The sequence below is a fragment of the Martinezella sp. CNPSo 3890 genome (genome assembly GCF_057784455.1).
In genome coordinates this window covers 247,941-269,891 of record NZ_JBXSOR010000007.1, presented here as the reverse complement: position 1 = coordinate 269,891, position 21,951 = coordinate 247,941, and the positions used below count along the sequence as shown (strand labels likewise).

22 protein-coding genes are annotated in these 21,951 nt (G+C 60.2%); 11 read left to right on the top strand and 11 right to left on the bottom strand.

Annotated features, from left to right (window positions below; genetic code table 11):
- Positions 1–180: 180 nt before the first annotated feature.
- The 4 genes from AC13RC_RS18965 to AC13RC_RS18950 all read left to right on the top strand — a co-directional run bounded on the left by AC13RC_RS18965 (position 181) and on the right by AC13RC_RS18950 (position 3,455).
- The gene (locus AC13RC_RS18965) at positions 181–1,026 is read left to right on the top strand and encodes a sugar phosphate isomerase/epimerase family protein (protein WP_488558084.1); all 846 of its coding nucleotides are present in this window, start codon (positions 181–183) and stop codon (positions 1,024–1,026) included.
- 332 nt (positions 1,027–1,358) lie between these two features.
- Entirely contained in the window at positions 1,359–2,147 is a 789-nt protein-coding gene (locus tag AC13RC_RS18960; RefSeq protein ID WP_113333559.1) for an EAL domain-containing protein, read from the top strand.
- A gap of 100 nt (positions 2,148–2,247) precedes the next feature.
- Positions 2,248–2,835 carry a helix-turn-helix domain-containing protein gene (locus tag AC13RC_RS18955; protein WP_173004669.1) on the top strand — a complete coding sequence of 196 codons (588 nt, stop codon included), beginning with the start codon at positions 2,248–2,250 and terminating at the stop codon, positions 2,833–2,835.
- Positions 2,836–3,005: 170 nt separating this feature from the next.
- The gene (locus tag AC13RC_RS18950; protein WP_113352079.1) at positions 3,006–3,455 is read left to right on the top strand and encodes a Ros/MucR family transcriptional regulator; all 450 of its coding nucleotides are present in this window, start codon (positions 3,006–3,008) and stop codon (positions 3,453–3,455) included.
- A 209-nt stretch (positions 3,456–3,664) separates the two neighbouring features.
- On the opposite strand, the gene AC13RC_RS18945 is transcribed toward AC13RC_RS18950, so the two are convergent.
- Positions 3,665–5,272, bottom strand: coding sequence for an inorganic phosphate transporter (locus AC13RC_RS18945; RefSeq protein ID WP_113352078.1), 1,608 nt, complete (start codon positions 5,270–5,272; stop codon positions 3,665–3,667).
- A gap of 241 nt (positions 5,273–5,513) precedes the next feature.
- On the opposite strand from AC13RC_RS18945, the gene AC13RC_RS18940 reads away from it, so the two are divergent.
- Entirely contained in the window at positions 5,514–5,822 is a 309-nt protein-coding gene (locus AC13RC_RS18940; RefSeq protein WP_095433542.1) for a GCG_CRPN prefix-to-repeats domain-containing protein, read from the top strand.
- Positions 5,823–5,894: 72 nt separating this feature from the next.
- Here AC13RC_RS18940 and AC13RC_RS18935 read toward each other — a convergent pair whose 3' ends face one another.
- Genes AC13RC_RS18935 through AC13RC_RS18925 form a run of 3 tightly spaced genes read right to left on the bottom strand, consistent with a single transcriptional unit; the run spans position 5,895 to position 7,518 of the window.
- Complete coding sequence (locus tag AC13RC_RS18935) at positions 5,895–6,521, bottom strand: hypothetical protein (RefSeq protein WP_488558083.1); 627 nt, start codon at positions 6,519–6,521, stop codon at positions 5,895–5,897.
- A gap of 34 nt (positions 6,522–6,555) precedes the next feature.
- On the bottom strand, positions 6,556–7,296 hold the full coding sequence (locus AC13RC_RS18930) for a CbtA family protein (RefSeq protein ID WP_488558082.1): 741 nt from the start codon (positions 7,294–7,296) through the stop codon (positions 6,556–6,558).
- 12 nt (positions 7,297–7,308) lie between these two features.
- Positions 7,309–7,518: a CbtB domain-containing protein gene (locus AC13RC_RS18925; protein ID WP_113352075.1), complete on the bottom strand. Its 210-nt coding sequence runs from the start codon at positions 7,516–7,518 to the stop codon at positions 7,309–7,311.
- Between the two features lie 246 nt (positions 7,519–7,764).
- On the opposite strand from AC13RC_RS18925, the gene AC13RC_RS18920 reads away from it, so the two are divergent.
- On the top strand, positions 7,765–8,331 hold the full coding sequence (locus AC13RC_RS18920) for a histidine phosphatase family protein (protein WP_113352074.1): 567 nt from the start codon (positions 7,765–7,767) through the stop codon (positions 8,329–8,331).
- Positions 8,332–8,876: 545 nt separating this feature from the next.
- Here the strand turns inward: AC13RC_RS18920 and AC13RC_RS18915 are convergent.
- The 5 genes from AC13RC_RS18915 to cyoA all read right to left on the bottom strand — a co-directional run bounded on the left by AC13RC_RS18915 (position 8,877) and on the right by cyoA (position 14,032).
- Positions 8,877–9,641, bottom strand: coding sequence for an SURF1 family protein (locus tag AC13RC_RS18915; RefSeq protein ID WP_113352073.1), 765 nt, complete (start codon positions 9,639–9,641; stop codon positions 8,877–8,879).
- Between the two features lie 185 nt (positions 9,642–9,826).
- Complete coding sequence (gene cyoD, locus AC13RC_RS18910; RefSeq protein ID WP_092714481.1) at positions 9,827–10,231, bottom strand: cytochrome o ubiquinol oxidase subunit IV; 405 nt, start codon at positions 10,229–10,231, stop codon at positions 9,827–9,829.
- Entirely contained in the window at positions 10,228–10,857 is a 630-nt protein-coding gene (gene cyoC, locus AC13RC_RS18905) for a cytochrome o ubiquinol oxidase subunit III (protein WP_095433549.1), read from the bottom strand. Before cyoC ends, cyoD begins: the two co-directional genes overlap by 4 nt.
- Positions 10,858–10,862: 5 nt before the next feature.
- Positions 10,863–12,866 (bottom strand): cytochrome o ubiquinol oxidase subunit I, encoded by a 2,004-nt coding sequence (gene cyoB / locus AC13RC_RS18900; protein ID WP_069610896.1) that lies wholly within the window; start codon positions 12,864–12,866, stop codon positions 10,863–10,865.
- Between the two features lie 47 nt (positions 12,867–12,913).
- Positions 12,914–14,032, bottom strand: a complete 1,119-nt coding sequence (cyoA, locus tag AC13RC_RS18895) for a ubiquinol oxidase subunit II (protein ID WP_113352072.1) — start codon at positions 14,030–14,032, stop codon at positions 12,914–12,916.
- 392 nt (positions 14,033–14,424) lie between these two features.
- Between cyoA and AC13RC_RS18890 the strand changes: the two genes are divergently transcribed.
- Positions 14,425–15,762, top strand: a complete 1,338-nt coding sequence (locus AC13RC_RS18890) for an MFS transporter (protein WP_095433551.1) — start codon at positions 14,425–14,427, stop codon at positions 15,760–15,762.
- Positions 15,763–15,819: 57 nt separating this feature from the next.
- On the opposite strand, the gene AC13RC_RS18885 is transcribed toward AC13RC_RS18890, so the two are convergent.
- On the bottom strand, positions 15,820–16,524 hold the full coding sequence (locus AC13RC_RS18885) for an LrgB family protein (protein WP_113390783.1): 705 nt from the start codon (positions 16,522–16,524) through the stop codon (positions 15,820–15,822).
- Positions 16,511–16,918, bottom strand: a complete 408-nt coding sequence (locus AC13RC_RS18880) for a CidA/LrgA family protein (protein ID WP_113390784.1) — start codon at positions 16,916–16,918, stop codon at positions 16,511–16,513. The genes AC13RC_RS18885 and AC13RC_RS18880 overlap by 14 nt, the downstream gene beginning before the upstream one ends.
- A gap of 98 nt (positions 16,919–17,016) precedes the next feature.
- Between AC13RC_RS18880 and AC13RC_RS18875 the strand changes: the two genes are divergently transcribed.
- The 4 genes from AC13RC_RS18875 (at position 17,017) to AC13RC_RS18860 (ending at position 21,860) form a co-directional block, all read left to right on the top strand.
- Positions 17,017–17,901, top strand: a complete 885-nt coding sequence (locus AC13RC_RS18875) for a LysR family transcriptional regulator (protein ID WP_173002579.1) — start codon at positions 17,017–17,019, stop codon at positions 17,899–17,901.
- Positions 17,902–18,020: 119 nt separating this feature from the next.
- Positions 18,021–19,037, top strand: coding sequence for an iron ABC transporter substrate-binding protein (locus AC13RC_RS18870; RefSeq protein WP_113333572.1), 1,017 nt, complete (start codon positions 18,021–18,023; stop codon positions 19,035–19,037).
- Positions 19,038–19,254: 217 nt separating this feature from the next.
- The gene (locus tag AC13RC_RS18865; protein WP_233790154.1) at positions 19,255–20,802 is read left to right on the top strand and encodes an ABC transporter permease; all 1,548 of its coding nucleotides are present in this window, start codon (positions 19,255–19,257) and stop codon (positions 20,800–20,802) included.
- Positions 20,799–21,860 carry an ABC transporter ATP-binding protein gene (locus AC13RC_RS18860; RefSeq protein WP_113352067.1) on the top strand — a complete coding sequence of 354 codons (1,062 nt, stop codon included), beginning with the start codon at positions 20,799–20,801 and terminating at the stop codon, positions 21,858–21,860. Before AC13RC_RS18865 ends, AC13RC_RS18860 begins: the two co-directional genes overlap by 4 nt.
- Positions 21,861–21,951: the final 91 nt, after the last annotated feature.

The window sequence follows — 21,951 nt, the reverse complement described above, 5'->3', positions numbered from 1 at the left end:
TCGCCGCGCCTTTGATCGTTGATGAGCTGCCCCACGGGGTGGATTGCGATCGGTGCTTGACGGCCGAAGCCAGCTCCTTAATTATCCGTTTGGTTACTTATGTCGAGCCGCAAACCGCGGATGGGTGGGGCGCACCCATCCGCGCGTTGAGTGGGTGCCAATCGGGCGGAGGAGGCTCTGGTGATCACAGCTGATAGTGACAGGTCGCGGATGGTGTCGGCATTTTCCACACTGGGATGTGCGGAATTCGAATTGAGCGAAGCCCTCGGATTGGCAGCGAACCATGGCATCGACGCCATCGAAATCCGCGCCCTTGGCGGCGCTGTCGATCTGGTTGCCTATTTCACCGAAAGGTTCGGTTCTCCGGCCGGCTTGGCCAAAGTGCTACAGGCCTCTCCCGTTAGCGTCTGTGCCTTCAATACTTCACTGCGTCTTGTCGGCGCGACAGCGCAGGCGAAGGAGGAGTTCCTGCGCTATCTTCCATGGGCGGAGGCCGTCGGCGTTCGTTCGCTCCGGGTTTTCGACGGCGGCGAAACCGCCGACAAGGGCGAGCTGGCCGAGGCGCTGGCGACGCTGCAATGGTGGCGTGAGACTGCGGAGCGTGAAGGCTTTCATGCCGCTATGGTCGTCGAGACACACGATTTTCTTGCGTTGCCGGACGCTATTCCACGCTTCCTTGAAATAGCGCCCGATTGCGCTCTTATCTGGGATACGCATCATACTTGGCGCAAGGGCGGACAAGATCCCGTCGAAACCTGGAAGCAGGTTCGGCGCAACACGCACCATCTCCACATCAAGGACAGCGTTTCCGTGCCGGGGCCGAGACTGCCCTATAGGTACGTGCTCCCCGGTACCGGCGAGTTCCCGATGGCGGCACTGCGGTCAGCGCTCGATGCCGATGGTTATGCCGGCATCATGAGTCTGGAGTGGGAAAGATTGTGGCACCAGGATCTGCCGCCTCTGGATTTAGCCCTGCAGGCGGCGCGGCAAAGTGGCTGGTGGTCCCAGACGGCAAGTGCTGAATAATTGTTGAAGAGCATTAATATTTTGGTTTAGTTGTGCGGGAGAAGCTGCGCGGAGATTGACTTTTGCAGCGCTAGTTAATTAGTGTATTAGCATTTATTAAATAACTATCTCGTAGGCATATCCGTGCTGGGTTGACTATGGTCTTCGGCGCAATATTTCCAGCTCGATGAAGGGGCCTCAATGATTGAGGTTTGAGGGTGTCTGGAAGATGGAAGAGGCGGATTATAGACACCGGAATCCGATGTTTCGGAGCGAGACGCGCCGTTCATCATCCGCTGTTTCCTGTTCCTGGATGTTCCTCGATCGCCGCGTCGCCCCGAAAGGGAAATCCGATGAACGGTAGTGCAAGCCGTGAGGAGGAGGGGCATGGAGCCCTGATCTTGAAGGCGATCGCTGAAGGTGGCCTGGGTTTTGCGGCGCAATGGATTCATGATGCCGGAAATGTCGGCAAGGTATTCTACGCGGAAAGCCTGGCGCGCGTAACGGACTCGGACGGCACCGTGCACACGGCCGGCACCTTCGTCTCGCTGCTCGAGCGGCAGGATCGCTGGTTCGATCTCGATCTGCGCATTCTGGATATGGTGCTGTCCGATCTGACTGCGGATGAGGCGCTGGTTCTCGGTTTCAATCTTTCCGCCACCAGCCTGTCGCGCCGCGATCGGTTCGCCGATGTATTCGGCCGAATCAGCCGCCGCCCGGAGCTTGCTTCGCGCCTCATCATCGAGGTCACCGAAAGCTATCCAGTGGTTGGCGCATCCATCGAGCGCATGAAGATGATCCGTGACCTCGGCTGTCGTATCGCCATTGACGATTTCGGGTCGGGTTTCGCCACGCCGGCATCGCTGTTGCAGGTGCCCGCCGATATCGTCAAGATCGATGCAGCCTTCGTGTGGGATAACAGGCAAGGGCGCGACGGAAGCGACAGCCTCTCCCATCTCGTCGGTTTTGCCGCCTGCTTTGCTCCCTTTGTCGTCGTCGAGGGTATCGAAACCAGCTCCCAACTCGATGTGGCGCGGGAAGCGGGCGCAACGCATGTACAGGGCTTCCTGCTGTCGAAGCCGGTTTCCTTGGCCCAGCTCCGGCGCTACAAGCGGAAAGCCGTCTTGCGGGGGGTGGAATGATTTTCCCGCCGAATATGACCGCAATCTCCAAACCTTATGCATGGCGTATGTCCGCCGGTCTTTCGCCGAAGCCTGCCATCAGGGCCTTGCAGGTGAGGTCATGATGAAGCAGCCGGCTTTCATATCCGCCTATCAGATCTCGGCGGCCCGGGCTGCGAGCGAGCTCAAGACGAAGACATTGCTGCGCGCTTTTGTGAGCCGGCTTCGCATCGTCTTTTCCGGGAGAGGCGAGCTGGTCGCCACATTCGTCGGCGGAACCGAGCCGCATGTCCTTATCTGCGATCAGGCGGCAGAAGCGATTGGCCGCGTCAGCATAGATGCCGAGACCGGGCTCTACGTCCTGTGCGAGCTCGGCGGTCATGCTGATGATGTCGTTATCGTGACCGCAAGCGAAAATCGATTGATCGAGGAGATCACCCTCCATCTTGGCGATGGCCGTTTGCTGCAGGGAGCGGTCGATACCGCCGTCAGCAGCCTCGTTGGCCAGACGATGGAGGATGTCGAGCGCAAGCTTATTCTCCAGACGCTGCAGCATTGCGGCGGAGATCCCACTCATACGGCGTTCATGCTCGGCATGCCGCTCGTCACTCTTTGCAACAAGCTGGCGGTCTACTTCTCGGACTCCGCCGGCGAACTGCCGCAGACCGCTGCGGATATGGGATACGGAGCGAAAAGCTACCGGCTGTGATTGCGCACGCATTTCATGCGGTCGCATTGTACCCCGGTTACCAAACCGGGATCGCGCTCCTGGAACAGGGCGCAAATCGAAACGGCGCGCTGCCCGGCTGCGGGTATCGCGCATGATGCAATTCGAGCGGGGCGGCGCACGAGGAACCAAATGAGATCCGGGAAAAGATCATGGATTCTTTCAGCGAGAGAAAAGACCCCGTACCCCAGAAGACGCCTGCTTTGTTCGATGGCTGCGTGAAGATCGTTTCAGCCTATGTCAGCCATAATGCCATCCCTGTTCACAGCCTCCCCAGGCTTATCAAGGATATTCACGAGGCGCTGCAAACGTTGGATGGGTCGGCTTCGATCGTCGATCGAAGCAACTTGGTGCCGGCGGTGGATTTGAAGAAATCGGTGACAAACGACTACATCGTCTGCCTCGAAGACGGCAAACGCTTCAAGACCCTGAAGCGCCATTTGCGCGTGCATTATGGCATGACGCCCGAGGAATACAGACAGAAATGGGGACTTGCTCCCAACTATCCGATGGTTGCGCAGAATTACGCCAACCGTCGCTCGGAACTTGCCAAGATTTCCGGCCTCGGTGCGAACGGCAACAAGAGGGAAGGCGTCGGCTGAAGCAATCCGCAAACAGGCGCCTCATGCGCTCCTGACGGCTCGGCTTCGATGCTCCGTGGGAATGCAGGCGGATCTCGCGAACGCTTTCGATGCGTTTTGCGATGCCGGCCGCAGTGCCGCGTCTGCCGGCGGAATGCTGCAAATGAAATGACGCCCCGTCAGGGGCGCCATAGTCTTATCGAAAATGTTCGACGCCTTTATCGCGACGATTAGAAGACCTGGCGCAGCACGACGAACAGCACGAAGGCAAGCGCGATCGAAGCTGGCAGCGTCAGGATCCAGGCCATCAGCATGTTGCGAACGGTCGACCATTGCAGGCCGGAACCGTTGGCGGCCATGGTGCCGGCGACGCCGGAGGACAGGACGTGCGTGGTCGAGACCGGCAGGCCGAGATGGTCGGCAGCACCGATCGTCAGCATGGCGACGACTTCGGCGGCAGCACCCTGGCCGTAAGTCAGATGCGTCTTGCCGATCTTTTCGCCGACGGTGACGACGATGCGCTTCCAGCCAACCATCGTGCCGAGGCCGAGTGCCAGTGCCACGGCGACCTTCACCCAGAGCGGAATGAACTTGGTCGCGTGATCGACGGCGGCGTGATAGTTCGTAACGGCCTTCAGGTCGTCGGCGCTCATCGGCAGCAGCTTTTGCTTGTCGATCAGCTTCAGCGATTCACCGATCAGGTAGATGTCGTTACGAACGTTGCTGACGAGGCCGTTCGGCAGCTTCTCGACGCTCGGATAAGCGGCGATCTCGGCGCTGGTGGCGTGAATGTAGGCCTGAAGTGCCGGCGTGGTCGCATCCGACCAGATCTTGCTCTTGACAGCATCGCTGACCGCAGCCTTCGGATCGGCCGGAGCGGCAACGCCGGGCTTCACATACTTGCCAAGCACGGTCTCGACCTGCGTTGAGGCAGCCTTGTAAGCCTCGAGATAGTTGACATCGGGTGTGCGGTTCAGCGCAAAAGCCGTCGGCACCAGGCCGATGAGGATAAGCATGATGAGGCCCATGCCCTTCTGCCCGTCGTTCGAGCCGTGAGCGAAGCTGACGCCGGTGCAGGTGAAGATCAGCAGGCCGCGGATCCAGATAGGCGGCGGCGTATTGCCCTTCGGCGCTTCATAAAGCTCCTTATTGCGGATCAGCACCTTGGCGACCAGCAGCAATATTGCAGCTGCGGCAAAGCCGATGATCGGCGACAGGAGCAGCGACATGCCGACGCTGCTTGCCTGCGACCAGTCGACACCGCTGGTGGCGGAGCCGGCGGGTGCCAGGAACTGGTTGGCGAGGCCGACCCCGATGATCGAGCCGACGAGCGTATGCGAGCTCGAGGCCGGCAGGCCGAGATACCAGGTGCCGAGGTTCCAGATGATGGCGGCGGTCAATAGGGCGAAGACCATGGCGAGACCGGAGCCGGAGCCGACTTGCAGGATGAGTTCGACCGGCAGCAGCGCCAGGATGCCGAAGGCGACGGCGCCCGACGAAGTGAGAACACCGAGGAAGTTGAAGAAGCCCGACCAGATGACGGCGAATTCCGCCGGCAGCGAGCGCGTATAGATGACAGTGGCGACGGCGTTGGCAGTATCGTGGAAGCCGTTGACGAATTCGAAGCCGAGCGCGATCAGCAGCGCCAGGCCGAGTAGGATCCACGGAACGGCGGCAGCTTCGGCGAGGTCGCTGCCAAGGGCATAGCCGACATAGGCAAGGCCGGCCAGCACGACGACACCGAAGATCGGCAGAAACCATTTTGCCGAACTACCGGCGCCGTGAATTGGATGGTTGGCATTGCCACCCTCCGAAGTGTTTGAAGCGAGGTCGACCATCCCAAACTCCTTTATGGCAATTGATATCGTTGGTGTAAGCCTCCTTCATGAAACTCTCGTGACGCGCGAGTAGGTTGCGGCTGGCCGCAAATACCGGCAACAGGACGCTTTTTGGGGCTGCGGTCAGGCGTTTGGTCTGATCTTGATTTCGCCGTCAAATGGCCTTTTTCGGTTCAGCCGGCGTTCATACCTCAAGGGGTTAAATCCCGCATGTAAGGGACTTGGATAGAGGGCCATCAAAATGAGATCGTCCGTGATTGCCATCGCTGCCTTGTTTGGCAGCCTGGTTGTATCTTCGGCAGAGGCAATGCCTATCCCAGCCGTTGGGACAGCGGCCTCAGCGCCGATCGTGAAAGTTGACTATGCCTGCGGTCGTGGCTGGCACCTGACGCGCTGGGGCGAATGCCGCCCCAATCGCTGGGGTCCGCCGCCCCGGCGCTGGGGTTACTACAGGCCGCCACCGCCGCCGCCATGGGGTTGGCACGGCCATCGCCATCATCGCGATGGCTGGCGCGATGACCGTTGGCGCGATCGCCCGCGTTACTGGTAAGATCAGAAACACCGCCGCACTTCGCGGCGGTGTTTTGTTAAGGCCAGCTCGAGGAACAGTGCGCGGCGGTTCCTAAGATTGAGCTTGCGGCCGTAATGCGCGCGCGCCTAGCCATAGCCCTGCAAGTACGAACAGGCTGGCCGATAAGATCGCAGCAAGGCTTTTCGCATGAAGCGCGATATCGGCAAGCTTCGGCCGGATGAGATCGGCCGTATTGAAATTCTCGCCGCTGAATTTGCACAGGATGAGCGAGAGGTTGTTGCGCACGAGTGCCAGATCGATATCGGAGACGAGGTCGTCGACCGGTTCCTTTTCCACTTTCATGGCACGCATCTGCAGCAGCACTGCTTTTGCAGCCGCAAGATAGGCGTGCGAACATTCGTTGAAAGGGCTTTCCTCGTCGCTGACGCTGCCTGGCATCACGCCCCATAGGCAATAGGCACGCTGGATCTGCGCGAAGTTCAGGAGACGGCGGAAGGTTTCGTCGGTATCCGATATGCTCTCGGCAAGCGAAATGATCCGCCCGTAATAGGGAGAGATCACAGCCATCTCGCCATGGGTGAGACTGGGAATCGGAATGCCGGCCTGGCTGCCGGAGGAGCCGCTGCCATGTGCGGCAACCGAAACTGGCCAACCTGCAACGATGAGACAGAAGATTGCAAACAGGACGCCACTTGGATACAGGCGTCTCCCGCGCATGTTGCCATGCGCGGGATGCGATCTATTTACCACACTAAACCCGGCGTAGGGCCGCATTGCCGTAACGTGTCTGCGGCAACTGACGTTCCGCCCAGGCTCCGAAGGCAAGGCCGAGCGTCGTCCAGAGAATGGCGTGCATGCCGAGCGAGGTGACGCGGAAGCGCCAGAGCACGACGGCGGAAAATTGCTCGGGCACTTCGTTGATGGGGGGAAGCAGATATTGGATCAGCGCGATGAAGACGATGTAGCCAATGCCGGCAATGATCGCACCGTTCCAGGAACCATATCGCGCTGCCAGCCTGCGACCGAAGCCCACCGCGACGACCATGCCGACGACGGAGGCAACGATCATGATGAAGAACAGTTCCGTTCTCGCGCCGATCGTATCGGGATTGCCGACGGCCGGTGGGTTTGCCGGATACTTGAGATCGGGCACGAGCGAAATCGTCACGAAAGCGGCGAGCGCGAGCAGCGCTGCCGTGCCGCGCGCACCCAAGGGGCTGATGCGGCCGTAGATGAAGGAGAAAACCAGCGCGAACAATCCGCCGATTGCGGTGGAAAAGATCACGCTGCCGGTGAAGAGGCCGATGCCCGCCTGCGTAGCGCGGCTGACAATCTCTGGTTCAGGAGCTTCGCCGGCCGCCTGCGCGGCCTTTTCTTCAAACCCGATGGCCCAGTCGACCAGCGGTTCGCCGAAGATGTGGGCAAAAGCAAAAACGAAAATACCGGTCAAGGCCCCGACGATCATGCCGCGGAGCAAAAGACGTCCAACCATGTGCTTGACCCCTTAGTGGCAGGGGAAGCCGAGCAGGTGGCGGGCATCATGCACGAATTCGTGCACATACATGCCCGAGAAGAGCGAGGTCGCGCCTTCTTCTGCGCCGATGAAATAGATCGCAAGCAGCATCAGCAGGCCGGCAAAAATAGCCCAGGGCAGGATTTGGCCGAGCGGAATCGGCTGTGGAACTGCGGTTGGGGCGAAAGTGGTGTCGGACATTGTATTTCCCTCTTTAAGAAAAGCGCGTTCCATTTGCGGAAGGGTTCTTGCGGGAAGGGTCTGGCTCTCGGAGGGCGGAACTCGTCCGTCTTTGATTACAGTGGCGCGACCGCGCCGGGATTCCACCGGCTTCCACACCCGCAAGTGCAAGTTTATAGCTATCTGCAAATATAATTGTCAATCAAGCGCCACTGCGATGCTAAATCGCGACAAGAGCGCACCGGGGGATGGAATAGAGGAAGTTTCATGAAAACGCGTTTGAGCTGGATTTGCCATGGGGCAACGCAAGCCAATCGGAATGGCTGCTTTCCGGATGACGAACCCTTGGAGGCGAAGGCGGCTCAGCAGGCTCAATCCTTATCCTTCAGGCTGGGGGCGATCGATCGGGTCTGGGCGAGCCCGGCTCTGCGCGCGCGCCAGACCGCCGCGGTCCTCGGTCTCGACGCTATCCCGGATGTCGCCTTGCGCGAATGCGATTATGGCGACTGGCGGGGGCAATCACTAGCCGAACTGCATGAAAGGGATGCGGAGTCCCTCGCGCTCTGGATGACGGACACGTCGGTCGCGCCGCATGGCGGCGAAGCCCTCTTGTCGGTCATGAAACGTGTCAGCGAATGGATGGGAAATCATATCGAGGATGCCGGCCATATCGTCATCATCACCCATGCGAGCGTCATTCGCTCTGCCGTTCTGCAGGCCTTGCAGGCGCCGCCTGCGGCATTCTGGGCTGTTGATGTCGAGCCGTTCGGGATTGTCGAAATGACGAGCGACGGCCGGCGCTGGCAGCTTCGCTTCCCGAAGATATCGATCTAAGGTCTGTGGGATTCACATTGGCTTGATGTGATTCAAGCCTTTGATGGACCGCTTATTCTGACTGACACCCAATGGGCGAAGATGGCGTCGTATTGTCTGCAACCAACCGATCCGGTACGTAGCGGCAGTGACAAGCTGTGTTCGGCAGGCGCTTACGATTCGCTGGTTTCGTTATTTCTTCTTTCCTTGATCATGATGCCATTTGATGGCGAAGAACATGCCCGTGCCCAACACGAGAACTTTGAACGTAATGAAGACTATAGGGAACCAATCCATTATTTTGAATATTTCCAGGCTATTACTTGACACTATCTATCGTGAGGAGCGCTAACTCAAGACTGCTGCTTCAGCACCTTCATCTTTTGTTCAAACCATCGCCGAATCCAACTTCGATCATAACATTCCCATCCACACGGCATTAATGGTGCTATCACCCATCTCGCCGCAGCCGCCCTTAATTCACGATGAATCTCCACAGACCTTAGAGTAGTTTCAGCAAAAGCGCGGTTTCGCGTCGGAAATTACGTGAAAGCAAAGGGTGGCGATCAACGAGCCACTTTTGCCCGCTGCCGCTCGAAATAGACGAGATAGACTGCCAGCCCTAATGTCATGGCGGCCAGTCCGTACCAGGTGATGGCATAGACGAGATGGCTGTTGTGGAAGGTGATCTGCGTCAGCCCGCCCACGGGCAATCCGCCGGGATTTTTCGCATCGTCGGCATCGATGAAGTAGGGCGCCACGTTCTGCAGCCCCCGGGCCTCGGCGATGGCTGCCACGTCGCGCGAATACCAGCGCTCCTCCGCCGGCACGTTTGAACGCAGCAGCGTGCCTTTGGGCTCGCTGATACGCAATAGGCCGGTAACGGTGGTCTCACCGGAAATCTCGCCTTCGGCGCGCGTCGCCGGATTGCGCTTCTCGGTTGGCACGAAGCCACGGTTGACGATGATGATCGTGCCATCTGCAAGCTTTAGCGGCGTCAGCACCCAATAGCCTGCGCCGAGAGCGGTCGAGGCATAGACCTGCACTTGCTTGTCATTGAGGAAAGTGCCGCTTGCCTGGACATGCTTGTATTCGGAGTTTTCGGCCGTGACGTCCGCCCACTCTGCGGTGCTGGGAGCCGGAACCGCCGGAGCATGCACGCGTGCATCGACCCGGGCGATCAGATCCAGCTTCCAATGCAGCCGCTTCACTTGCCAGGTGCCGAGACCGATGAGGAGGGCCGTCAGAAGCAGAAGCAGCGACACCCAGATGACCAGGGTCAGCGTCGTGCGCGGCTTGCCCTGAGAGGTGTTCGAGGAAATATCGGTCATGGCGCTGATCTCCGGGGAGGCGCTGCCGCATGATTTCGGGAGGTTCAATTCTCTTCGCTGAAGATCATGCGCGGTCGGGAAGATTTGGCTGCGGCTTTCGGCATTTCAAGCATGCAACGCGCAGCACCCGGCGGATTTCACGCCGGAAGAGGGCGGGCCTTCGCCTGAAGGCCCGCCGTTCGAATTTACGGCATGTTGCGCATCATCTCGGGCGACATGGGCATCATGTTCGCGTTGAGGTGATGCATGACCCAGAGCGAGCCGGACAGCGCGATGATGACGATCACGATCGTAAAGATCAGCGCCATCATGTTCCAGCCGCCTTCTGAGCGGGTGTTCATGTGCAGGAAGTAGATCATGTGCACGACGATCTGGATCGCACCGAGGATCATGACGATCGCTCCGGTGACGGCCGGATCGGGGATGACCTTGGCCATGACCAGCCAGAAGGGAATGGCGGTCAGGATGACGGAGAGGATAAACCCCGTCATGTAGCTCTTGAAGGTGCCGTGCGCCGCCTCGTGGCCGCCATGGTGATCGTGGCCGTGGGCGTCGCCGGAATGATGCGAATGGTTAGCGTTCGAGCTCATCCGAGAACTCCCATGAGGTAGACGAGAGAAAACACGCCGATCCAGACGACGTCCAGGAAGTGCCAGAACATCGAAAGGCACATCAGGCGGCGCTTGTTTTCCGGGATCAATCCATAGCGGCCGACCTGCACCATCAGCGTGATCAGCCAGACGATACCGGTGGTGACGTGCAGACCGTGCGTGCCGACCAGCGTGAAGAAGGCGGACAGGAAGGCACTGCGCTGCGGGCCGGCACCGTCGAGGATCAGGTGATAGAACTCATAGAGTTCGAAGAAGATGAAGAGGGCGCCGAAGATGCCCGTAATCGTCAGCCACATCAGCGTGCCCGACTTGTTATCCTTCTCCATTGCCAGCATGGCGAAGCCATAGGTGATGGAGGAGAAGAGCAGCATCGCCGTGTTGAGGGCGACGAGCGGCAGCTCGAAGAGGTCGGCCGGCGACGGGCCGGCCGCATAGCTGTGGCCGAGCACGGCGAAGGTGGCGAAGAGGACTGCGAAGATCAGGCAGTCGCTCATGATGTAGATCCAGAAGCCCAGCATGGTGCTGCCTTCCGGATGATGCTCTTCCGTCATGTAGAAGGCGGGTGTTTCGCCATCCTTGGGAGCGTGTGCGGTTGGGGTCGTCATAAGTCTTACACCTGTCCTGCGAGCTGTTTCGTACGCTCGTTCTCGGTCTTAACGACCTCGTCGGCGGGGATGTGGTAGTCGCGCTTGTAGTTGAAGGTATGGCCGATCGTGATGACGATCATCGCGACGAAGGTGATGGCGGCAAGCCACCACATGTACCAGATCATCCCGAATGCGAAGCCGATGGAGAGAACGCCGAGGATGATGCCCGTGCCGGTGTTCTTCGGCATGTGGATCGGAATGAAGCCTTCGGTCGGCCTGACATAGCCGCGGTTCTTCATGTCCCACCACGCGTCGTGATCGTAGACGATCGGCGTGAAGGCGAAGTTGTAGGCCGGCGGCGGCGACGAGGTGGACCATTCCAGCGTGCGGCCGCCCCAGGGATCGCCGGTATGATCGCGAAGCTCTTCGCGCTTCATGAAGCTGACGGCCAGCTGGATGAGGAAGCAGGCGATGCCGATGGCAATGAGACCGGCGCCGAAAGCGGCGATGATGAACCAGATCTGCAGCGACGGATCGTCGAACTGGCTGACACGGCGGGTGACGCCCATCAGGCCGAGGATATAGAGCGGCATGAAGGCGAACCAGAAGCCGATCTGCCAGAACCAGAAGCTCATCTTGCCCCAGAACGGATCCAGCTTGAAGCCGAAGGCCTTCGGGAACCAGTAGTTGACGCCCGCGAACATGCCGAAGAGCACGCCGCCGATGATCACATTATGGAAGTGGGCGATCAGGAACAGCGAGTTGTGCAGCACGAAGTCGGCCGGCGGAACGGCGAGCATGACGCCGGTCATGCCGCCGATGGTGAAGGTCACCATGAACCCGACGGTCCACAGCATCGGCGGCTCGTAGCGGATGCGGCCGTGATACATCGTGAACAGCCAGTTGAAGAGCTTCGCACCCGTCGGGATCGAGATGATCATCGTCGTGATGCCGAAGAAGGAGTTGACGCTGGCGCCCGAGCCCATCGTGAAGAAGTGGTGCAGCCAGACGAGGTAGGAGAGGATCATGATCACGCAGGTGGCGTAAACCATCGAGGCGTAGCCGAAGAGGCGCTTGCCGCAGAAGGTGGCGACGACTTCCGAGAAGACGCCGAAGGCCGGCAGGATCAGGATGTAGACTTCCGGGTGGCCCCAGATCCAGATGAGGTTGACATACATCATCGGATTGCCGCCGAGGTCGTTCGTGAAGAAGTTCGTGCCGGCGTAGCGGTCGAGGGTCAGCAGAGCGAGCGTGGCGGTCAGGATCGGGAAGGACGCAACGATCAGGATGTTGGTGCAGAGCGACGTCCAGGTGAAGACGGGCATTTTCATGAAGGTCATGCCCGGCGCGCGCATCTTGACGATGGTGGCGATCAGGTTGATGCCCGAAAGCGTCGTTCCGATACCCGCGACCTGCAGGCCCCAGATGTAATAATCGACGCCGACGTCGGGACTATAGGCGATGCCGGAAAGCGGCGGATAAGCCAGCCAGCCGGTTTTCGCGAATTCGCCGATGAAGAGCGAAATCATGATGACAATCGCGCCCGCCGTCGTCATCCAGAACGAGAAGTTGTTGAGGAACGGGAAGGAAACGTCGCGGGCGCCGATCTGCAGCGGCACCACGAGGTTCATCAGGCCGGTGACGAAGGGCATCGCCACGAAGAAGATCATGATGACGCCATGCGCCGTGAAGATCTGGTCGTAGTGATGCGGCGGCAGATAACCTTCGGATCCGTTGAAGGCGATCGCCTGCTGCAGGCGCATCAGCAGCGCGTCGGAGAAACCGCGCAGCAGCATGATCAGCGCCAGCACGACATACATGATGCCGATCTTCTTGTGGTCGATGCTGGTGAACCATTCCTTCCAGAGGTAGCCCCAGAGGCGGAAATAGGTCAGCAGGCCGAGGACGGCGATGCCGCCGATGGCGACGCCGATGAAGGTCACGACGAGGATCGGCTCGTGATACGGGATCGAGTCGAGCGTCAGCCGACCGAAGATGAATTTATAGAGGTCCGGGTTGGAAAACATGGATTGCCTCTGTCCCTTATGAATGTCTTGTTATTGAGCGCACCGGATCAATGACCCTGATGCTGCGCCGAACCGGTCGACGAATCGGAAGAAGAGCCGTTGCCCATATCCATGCCCTGCATGGAGTTGTCGCCATGCTGCATGGTGTGGCTGGCGCTGCCGTCGGCCTTGACCGGCGTAACTTCGGCCGAGGCACCGTCGCGATTGTCATAGATCAGGCGCTCGCGATTTTCGTGGCTTTCCTTGCCGCCGCCGCCCTTGGCGTCGATATGCATCATCTCGCTCATGCACATCTTGCTCGGATCGGCGCACATGTTGAGGATGGCGTTGTAGAGACCATCGTCGACGGCGTTGAAGTAGCGCACCGGCTCGCGTTCGCTGGGCTTGGCAAGCGCCAGGTACTCCTGGCGGCCGAGCGCCGTGCCCTGGCTCTTTGCCTTCTGGACCCACTGGTCGAAACCGGCCTGATCCAAACCGTGGAACTTGAAGCGCATGTTCGAGAAGCCGGCGCCGCTATAGTTGGCCGACAGGCCCTGGAATTCGCCGGGATGATTGATGACGGCGTGGAGCTTCGTCTCCATGCCCGGCATGGCGTAGATCTGGCCTGCCAGCGCCGGGATGAAGAAGGAGTTCATCACCGAGGAGGCTGTGATCTTGAAGTTGATCGGGCGGTCGACGGGAGCCGCCATCTCGTTGACGGTGGCGATGCCGTATTCCGGATAGAAGAAGAGCCATTTCCAGTCGAGCGCGACCACTTCCACCGTCAGCGGCTTGACGTCGGCGCTAAGCGGCTTGTCGGCGGCGATGCGATCGAGCGGGCGGTAGGGGTCGAGCTGATGGGTGCTGATCCAGGTCACCGCGCCGAGCGCGATGATGATGGCAAGCGGAGCGGACCAGATGACCAGCTCCAGACGTGTCGAATGATGCCACTCCGGCTCGTAGGTCGCCTCGTTGTTCGACTGGCGGTATCTCCAAGCGAAGAGCAGCGTCAGGAAGATCACCGGGATGATGATGATCAGCATCAGCACGACCGAGACGATGATGAGGTCTCGCTGCTGCATAGCGATATCGCCGGAGGGAGCCATCACCACCAGATTGCAACCTGAGAGCAGCAAAAACAAAGGGATGACGGATAAACGGCTGAAAATCTTCGATAGTCTTGGCACGTCTTAAAGCTCTTTTTGTTTCGACCCTACCGCGACTAAAGGACGGCGGTCATGAACGATATGAGGTGTTTCGTCGCACCGCAGCAAGCTTGAGTGCATTGCGGTATGGAATGCTGTCCCACGTATCGGGAAAACCCTCAGAAATCCAGAAGGTTTTCTATCAGGCAGTTCGCTTTTGCCGGCGCTAATATACCTGGATCGGAACAAATGGCCATCACCGGCGGTTTTTCTTCGTCCGGAACGCGGCGCCAAAGGCAGATAATGGCTCGACCGATTGCTAATTTGCGAATTATTTCATGCTGGATACTTGATATGTTCGCACGTTTGATCGACATTTTCATTACGCGCGAATTCGTGGAGGAATTCGTGCTCGGAGAGGGAGGCTCCCGCGCATGGTCAGCGTAACGCATGAATCACTGAACCCCACATCTTCAACTCTGGAGAGCGATGCCCGCAGCATGCATGCGGGGGGCTCGGTCGCACCCGGCAATATCGCCATCGGCGTGATCATTGGTCGCACGTCGGAATTCTTCGATTTCTTCGTCTATGCCATTGCATCCGTACTGGTCTTCCCGAAGCTCATCTTCCCCTTCGCCGACCCGCTGCATGGCACGATGCTTTCCTTCCTGGTTTTCGCGCTGGCCTTCATCGCCCGCCCGATCGGTTCGTTCATCTTCATGGCGATCGACCGGCGCTACGGGCGCGGGGTAAAACTCACGATCGCGCTGTTCCTGCTTGGCGGCTCGACGGCTGCGATGAGCTTCCTCCCCGGCTATTCGGAAGTCGGTGTCTACGCAATCATCCTGCTTGCCATTTTCCGCATCGGTCAGGGCCTTGCACTTGGTGGTGCATGGGACGGCTTGGCTTCGCTCCTGGCGCTTAACGCACCGACAAACCATCGTGGCTGGTATGCGATGATCCCTCAGCTCGGCGCCCCGATCGGTTTCATGCTGGCAAGCGCTCTGTTTGCCTATTTCGTCACGAGTCTCACGACGGCGGACTTCCTGGATTGGGGCTGGCGCTATCCCTTCTTCTGCGCCTTCGCCGTCAACGTCGTCGCGCTCTTTGCCCGTCTGCGCCTGGTCGCCACCGAGGAGTTCGGCACGCTCTTGGAGCGTCATGAGCTTGAGCCCGTGAAGATGACGGAGCTGCTGCGCGTGCATGGCCGCGATGTCCTGATCGGCGCCTTCGTGCCGCTGGCAAGCTTTGCGACCTTCCACCTCGTGACCGTCTTCCCGCTCGGCTGGGTGACGCTTTACAGCGAGCAGACTCCCGGTTCGTTCCTGCTGGTAGAGTTCCTCGGCGCGATCTGCGGCATTCTCGCCATCATCTGTTCCGGTATGCTCGCCGACCGGATTGGCCGCCGCAATCAGCTCGCCATCGGCGCGGTGCTGATCGCCTGCTTCGCCTTCGTGGCACCCTGGCTGCTCGATGGCGGCGCGACTGGCCGCCACATCTACGTGGTTCTCGGCTTCACGCTGCTTGGCCTCTCCTTCGGTCAGGCGGCGGGCGCCAGCGCTTCCCGCTTCAGCCAGAACTATCGTTACAGCGGCTCGGCCCTGGTGTCGGATCTCTCCTGGCTGATCGGTGCCGGCTTCGCGCCATTCGTGGCGCTTGCCCTCTCCAGCCAGTTCGGCCTCGTCTACACCAGCCTCTATCTGCTCTCCGGCGTCGTCTGCACGCTGGTCGCCATCTTCTTCAGCAAAACGCTGGAGACGCGCGACAACTAAGTCAGATTCGCGAAATGAAACAAGGCTGCGGCATGAAAGTGCCGCAGCCTTTTTCGTTCAGGCTGAATGCAGGAGCCACGCGATCAGCGGCGCCGCTAGCACGTTCGTCAATCCCACCAGCACCATGACGAGACCGGCGATCGATCCTTCCTCGCGGCCGATCTCATGCGCCTTGGCGACGCCGATGCCATGGGCCCCCATGCCGTAAAGCGCACCACGGGCCATGCCCGACTTCAGTGGCAGCAGCCGTAGCAGTGCCTGGCCGACCATGGCGCCGAACAGGCCGGTGATGACGACGAAGACGGCTGTCAGATTGGGGACGCCGCCGATATCGCCTGAAACCACCATGGCGAACGGCGTGCTGACCGAGCGTGGCATCAGGCTGAGCCGCAGGCTCTCGTCGAGGCCGAGAAGGCTTGCAAGCTCCCAGGCCGAAACCATGGCCGTGGCGCTGCCGACGATTACGCCGAACAGCAGGACCGGCCAATACCGCTTGATGAGGCCCCGCTGCTCGTAGATCGGCACTGCAAAAGCCACTGTCGCCGGTCCGAGCAGCGCGAGCAGCCAGCGGCTGTCATGCATATAATCCTGGTAATTTGCGTGCAGTGCCAGTGCGAGCACGATCAAGATAGCAGGTGCAGCCACCAGCGGTGACAGCCAGAGCGAAGGCCGATGCCGATAGAGCGTCTTGGAAAGATAATAAAGTCCGATCGTCGCCAACGGCCAGAACAGGCCGGCTGCGAGACTTTCAATGCTGGACATGGCTTGAGGCCCCCTGGCGCATCATCAGCCGGTAGCCGAAATCGATCGCTATCGCGGTGACACCCATGACGATGATGGTGCCGGCGAAGATCACCGTAAGCACTTTCAACCCGATGATGCCGATGAATTCGCCATGATCGAGCAAAGCCAGCACCGCCGGCACGAAGAACAAGAGCATTTCGGCGAGAAACCACTCCGCGCCACGCTTCATGCTCGCCAGCTTCACTTTACCGCTCGTAAACAGTACCAGCACCAGCAGCATGCCGGCGATGGCGCCGGGTATTGGCAGATGTGCCAGGCGGACAATGGCTTCGCCCGCTTGCCAGAAGGCAAGCAGCAGCAGGATCTGAGCGAGGCAGCTCAATTTCGGATGATTCTTTGGATTGATACGCATGGAAGGCTCGGGAAAATCTCTTGACCTGACAATAGGCGCTTCCTCTCCATGAAGAAAATGAATTGATTTCATAAAATCAAGTCCTGTAAGGAATACTTATGGAGCTTCGGACACTGAAAGCCTTCGTCGAAGTGGTGCGCCAGGGCGGCTTTTCGGAAGCCGCTAAGATGGTGTTCACCACGCAATCGGCCGTCAGCAAAGCCGTGCGCCAGCTGGAGGACGAGCTTGGCCTGCCGCTGCTCAACCGCATTGGCCATCGCGTGACCCTGACCGATGCTGGTGAGGTGGTCTATCGTCGGGCAATTGCGATCCTTGCCGGGCGCGACGATCTGCTGGCTGAATTGTCGGAGCTTCGTGGGCTCGCGCGCGGCGCCCTGCGGCTTGGCTTGCCGCCGATCGGCAATGATGCCCTCTTCGCTCCGGTGTTCGCCGTCTTCCGCAATCGTTATCCGGGCATAGAGATCAGACTGGTGGAGCAGGGCGCCAAGCGGCTCGAGGAAATGGTACTGGCCGATGAGGTCGATCTCGGCGCCTCGCTGTTGCCGATGCCCGATGTCTTCGAGTGGCAGACCGTGCGCTGCGAGCCGATGCATGTCCTCCTACCGTCGGCGCATCCTCTCGCCGGGCAGCAAACGGTGCCGCTGGCGGCACTCAAGGACAATCCCTTTCTCCTCTTCGAAACCGGCTTCGCGCTGAACGGCATCATTCTCGACGCCTGCCGCGCGGCTGGCTTTGCGCCTGACATTGCCGCGCGCTCGAGCCAGATCAATTTCATTGTCGAACTGGTCGCTGCGGGCCTCGGTGTAGGTTTCCTGCCGCGGCTGATCGCCGAACAGCGCCAGCGTTCGGGCATCGCCCATGCGCTTGTCGTCGAACCGGGCATGGAGTGGAACATGGCCTGGATCTGGCGGCGCGGCGGATATCTGTCACATGCCGGTCGCGCCTGGCTCGACCTCGCTGCTGAGATAGCGGCGAAATCTTGACTCTATTCTCAAACTTTTGTGATAAGCGGGAACGACCGTAAACTTGAAATAAACGGTCAGGAAAAATATAGGCTATTCCATTGCCGCTGCAGGCGGTGGTTTCCAAGCGAGAGGACTTAATGACTTTTTCCTTTTCACATCTCACCAGTGCGCTGGCGCTCGCCGCGGGCCTTGCGGTTGCTCCGATGATGGCGAATGCCGCCGATTCCGAAGGCATCGTCGTCTACAACGCTCAACATGAAGCGCTGACGCAGGCCTGGGCGGATGGCTTCACCAAGGAAACCGGCATCAAGGTCACGATCCGCAACGGTAGCGATATGCAGTTTGCCAACCAGATCGTCCAGGAAGGTGCTGCCTCTCCCGCTGACGTCTATCTGACGGAAAATTCCCCTGGCATGACGCTGGTCGATGCCAACAAGCTCTTCGCTCCCGTCGATGCCGCCACGCTCGCCCAGGTGCCGGAAACCTTCAAGGCTGCCGATGGCAACTGGGTCGGTGTCGCCGCGCGTTCCACCGTTTTCGCCTATGACAAGACCAAGCTGAAGGAAGCCGATCTGCCGAAATCTCTACTCGATCTCGCAGATCCCAAGTGGAAGGGCCGCTGGGGCGCTTCGCCGGCCGGCGCCGATTTCCAGGCGATCGTCAGCGCGCTGCTGGAACTGAAGGGCGAAGACGCGACCCGTGCCTGGCTGAAGGCGATGAAGGAAAATGCGAGCTTCTACAAGGGCAACAGTGTCGCGATGAAGGCTGTCAATGCCGGCGAGATCGAAGGCGCTGTCATCTATCACTATTACTGGTTCGGCGATCAGGCCAAGACCGGCGAAAACAGCAAGAATGTCTCGCTGCACTATTTCAAGAACCAGGATCCGGGTGCATTCGTCAGCATCTCCGGCGGCGGCGTCCTGGCATCCAGCCAGCATCAGAAGGAAGCGCAGGCTTTCCTGAAGTGGATCACCGGCAAGGGCGGTCAGGCCGTTCTGCGCGATGGCGATTCCTATGAATATGCCGTCGGCAACGGCGAAGCTTCCAATCCGAAGCTGGTGCCGATTCCCGACCTGCAGGCTCCAAAGATCGAGCCTTCGAAGCTGAATAGCAAGAAGGTCACCGATCTGATGACGGAAGCTGGTCTCATCTAAGGCGAAAGCCCGTCCCGCAGCGCCTTTCGCGCGCGTTCGGCCGGGCTTTGCTCTTGCATCGCAGTCGCATGCCCTGCTAGGGGCATGGGATGGCCTTTAAGGCCGACCGATCGGGCAATCGCCGTCAACGGCGGTTGCCTTCCTATTTCAGGGCGTGAAAGGCAGCTCGGATTTGCTGCAGAAAAACACATATGCCGGCGAGCCTGCCGCCATGCGAATGCCCCCGTTGACGGCTGCCCCCCGCAGCCGCGTCCGGCATGCCTCCGTTGTCGCCCTTGCTTCCGTCGTCGCGCTTTTGAGCCTCGTGCCCCTCGGCTTCATCGTCTGGATCACGATCGACACAGGCTGGGCCGAAGTCATAGCGCTCATCTTCCGCAATCGCGTCGGCGAGCTGCTCGTCAATACCGTCCTGCTCGAAGTCTGCACCATCCCTCTTTCCATCCTGCTGGCGGTCACGCTCGCCTGGCTGACGGAGCGCACCGATATTCCGGGCGCGCGCCTCTGGTCCTGGCTTGCGGCGGCACCGCTTGCCGTGCCCGCTTTCGTGCACAGCTATGCCTGGGTCAGCCTCGTGCCGAGCATGCGCGGGCTCTGGAGTGGCGTGCTGGTCTCGGTGCTCGCCTATTTTCCCTTCCTCTACCTGCCGGTCGCGGCCGCCCTGCGCCGGCTCGATCCGGCGATCGAGGACGCCGCCGCCTCGCTCGGCCTCGGCCCCTGGCGCGTTTTCTTCCGCGCAATCCTGCCGCAGCTTCGCCTCGCCATCTGCGGCGGCTCGCTGCTGATCGGCCTGCATCTCCTGGCGGAATACGGCCTCTACGTGATGATCCGCTTCGATACCTTCTCGACGGCGATCGTCGACCAGTTTCAGTCCGCCTATAACAGCCCAGCGGCAAACATGCTCGGCGGCGTGCTGGTCTTCTGCTGCCTGCTGCTGCTCGGCATCGAGGTGCTGGTGCGTGGCAACGAGCGCTATGCCCGTATCGGCTCGGGTGCCGCCCGCCCCGCCGATCGCCGTCGTCTCGGCTGGTTCGTCGTTCCCGCGGTCGCGCTGCCCATCGTCACGGCTGCGCTGACCCTCGGCATTCCCTTCGTCACCTTGGCGCGCTGGCTTTATCTTGGCGGTGCCGACGTCTGGCGGATCGATACGGTCGGCTCGGCCTTGCTGCAGACCATTCTTCTCGCGATCGCCGGAGGCCTTCTTGCCACCATTGCAGCAGCCCCCATGGCATGGCTGTCGGTGCGTGCGCCCGGCCGGCTGCAGCGCATTCTCGAAGCATGCCACTATTATGTCGGCTCGCTGCCCGGCGTCGTCGTCGCCCTGGCCCTGGTGTCGATCACCGTCCGGCTGATCCTGCCGCTCTACCAGACCTTTGCGACGCTGCTGCTCGCCTATGTGCTTCTGTTCCTGCCGCGTGCCATGGTCGGCCTGCGCGCCAGCATCGCCCAGGCGCCCGTCGAGCTTGAGCGTGCAGCCATGGCGCTCGGCCGCACGCCAGCGCAGGCGGTGCGGCAGATCACCATGCGGCTTGCCGCGCCCGGCTTTGCCGCGAGCGTCGCGTTGGTCGCGCTTGGCATCACCAACGAGCTGACGGCGACGCTGATGCTCTCTCCCAACGGTACGGAAACGCTGGCGACGAAATTCTGGTCGCTGACCAGCGAGATCGATTATGTTTCCGCAGCACCCTACGCCTTCATGATGGTCGTCCTGTCGCTGCCGCTCACCCTTCTCCTTTACGTGCAATCCAAGCGAACGGCCGGACAATGACCTTTCTGGCAATCAAGAACATCAGCAAACGCTACGGCCCCGTGCATGCGCTCGATAATATCGATCTCACGGTGGCTGCTGGCAGCCGCACCGCGATCGTCGGCCCGTCCGGTTCGGGCAAGACGACGCTGCTGCGGATCATCGCCGGCTTCGAGGTTCCCGATGCGGGCCAAGTGGTGCTGCAGGGCGAGACCCTGGCCGATGGCGAAGCCATCGTGCCGGCGCACCGCCGTGGCATCGGCATCGTCTCGCAGGACGGTGCCCTGTTCCCGCATCTGAGCGTATCGGAGAATATCGGTTTCGGCATGGAGCGCGGCGCGCGCGACCGCGATCAGCGCATCAATGCTCTCATCGATATGGTCGAACTCGACCGCGGCATGCTCGATCGCCGCCCGCATCAGCTCTCCGGCGGCCAGCAGCAGCGCGTCGCGCTTGCCCGTGCGCTCGGCCGCAAGCCGCGATTGATGCTGCTCGACGAGCCTTTTTCCGCTCTCGATACCGGCTTGCGCGAAAACATGCGCAAGGCCGTCGCCCGTGTCCTGCAGATCGCCGGCATCACCGCGGTCCTGGTGACGCATGATCAGGCGGAGGCGCTGTCCTTTGCCGATCAGGTTGCTGTCCTGCGCGAGGGCAGGCTCATACAGGCCGGCACGCCGCAGGCGCTCTATCTCAGCCCCAGGGATCGCGAGACTGCGCTCTTTCTCGGCGATGCCATCGTACTTTCGGCTGATCTCGACAAAGGGTCTGCCAAATGCGTCCTCGGGCAGATTGCGGTCGATGCCGATAATCGCCAGGGACGCACCGACATCATGTTGCGGCCCGAGCAATTGCGCCTCGAGGCCATTGATGAGGCCGGAGCGGGAGCTGCCTGCATCGGCAAGGTCACGGAAATCGAATTCGGCGGTGCCGTCTGCGCCGTTACGGTTGTACTCTCCAATGCCAACGGCTCCGAGACCTTGAATATCAAGAGCTCCGGCGTCGGCCTGCCCGAGGTCGGCAGCATGGTTTCAGTGAGCGTCATCGGAAAGGCACATGTCTTCAACAAGCTCACGGCCTGAGCGTCATTTGGGTTGAAGCAGGCGATGCTTTCGGGAAGATAAAGCATGTCGCGCAAAAGTGTGCAGCGGTTTTGCGACAACGACCTGCGTC

Excerpts from the sequence above, each read along its gene's own strand:
- AC13RC_RS18960 (WP_113333559.1), top strand. The coding sequence starts at position 1,359 with ATGAACGGTAGTGCAAGCCGTGAGGAGGAGGGGCATGGAGCCCTGATC.
- AC13RC_RS18955 (WP_173004669.1), top strand. The coding sequence starts at position 2,248 with ATGATGAAGCAGCCGGCTTTCATATCCGCCTATCAGATCTCGGCGGCC.
- AC13RC_RS18950 (WP_113352079.1), top strand. The coding sequence starts at position 3,006 with ATGGATTCTTTCAGCGAGAGAAAAGACCCCGTACCCCAGAAGACGCCT.
- AC13RC_RS18945 (WP_113352078.1), bottom strand. The coding sequence starts at position 5,272 with ATGGTCGACCTCGCTTCAAACACTTCGGAGGGTGGCAATGCCAACCAT.
- AC13RC_RS18940 (WP_095433542.1), top strand. The coding sequence starts at position 5,514 with ATGAGATCGTCCGTGATTGCCATCGCTGCCTTGTTTGGCAGCCTGGTT.
- AC13RC_RS18935 (WP_488558083.1), bottom strand. The coding sequence starts at position 6,521 with ATGCGCGGGAGACGCCTGTATCCAAGTGGCGTCCTGTTTGCAATCTTC.
- AC13RC_RS18930 (WP_488558082.1), bottom strand. The coding sequence starts at position 7,296 with ATGGTTGGACGTCTTTTGCTCCGCGGCATGATCGTCGGGGCCTTGACC.
- AC13RC_RS18925 (WP_113352075.1), bottom strand. The coding sequence starts at position 7,518 with ATGTCCGACACCACTTTCGCCCCAACCGCAGTTCCACAGCCGATTCCG.
- AC13RC_RS18920 (WP_113352074.1), top strand. The coding sequence starts at position 7,765 with ATGAAAACGCGTTTGAGCTGGATTTGCCATGGGGCAACGCAAGCCAAT.
- AC13RC_RS18915 (WP_113352073.1), bottom strand. The coding sequence starts at position 9,641 with ATGACCGATATTTCCTCGAACACCTCTCAGGGCAAGCCGCGCACGACG.
- cyoD (WP_092714481.1), bottom strand. The coding sequence starts at position 10,231 with ATGAGCTCGAACGCTAACCATTCGCATCATTCCGGCGACGCCCACGGC.
- cyoC (WP_095433549.1), bottom strand. The coding sequence starts at position 10,857 with ATGACGACCCCAACCGCACACGCTCCCAAGGATGGCGAAACACCCGCC.
- cyoB (WP_069610896.1), bottom strand. The coding sequence starts at position 12,866 with ATGTTTTCCAACCCGGACCTCTATAAATTCATCTTCGGTCGGCTGACG.
- AC13RC_RS18890 (WP_095433551.1), top strand. The coding sequence starts at position 14,425 with ATGGTCAGCGTAACGCATGAATCACTGAACCCCACATCTTCAACTCTG.
- AC13RC_RS18885 (WP_113390783.1), bottom strand. The coding sequence starts at position 16,524 with ATGTCCAGCATTGAAAGTCTCGCAGCCGGCCTGTTCTGGCCGTTGGCG.
- AC13RC_RS18880 (WP_113390784.1), bottom strand. The coding sequence starts at position 16,918 with ATGCGTATCAATCCAAAGAATCATCCGAAATTGAGCTGCCTCGCTCAG.
- AC13RC_RS18875 (WP_173002579.1), top strand. The coding sequence starts at position 17,017 with ATGGAGCTTCGGACACTGAAAGCCTTCGTCGAAGTGGTGCGCCAGGGC.
- AC13RC_RS18870 (WP_113333572.1), top strand. The coding sequence starts at position 18,021 with ATGACTTTTTCCTTTTCACATCTCACCAGTGCGCTGGCGCTCGCCGCG.
- AC13RC_RS18865 (WP_233790154.1), top strand. The coding sequence starts at position 19,255 with ATGCCCCCGTTGACGGCTGCCCCCCGCAGCCGCGTCCGGCATGCCTCC.
- AC13RC_RS18860 (WP_113352067.1), top strand. The coding sequence starts at position 20,799 with ATGACCTTTCTGGCAATCAAGAACATCAGCAAACGCTACGGCCCCGTG.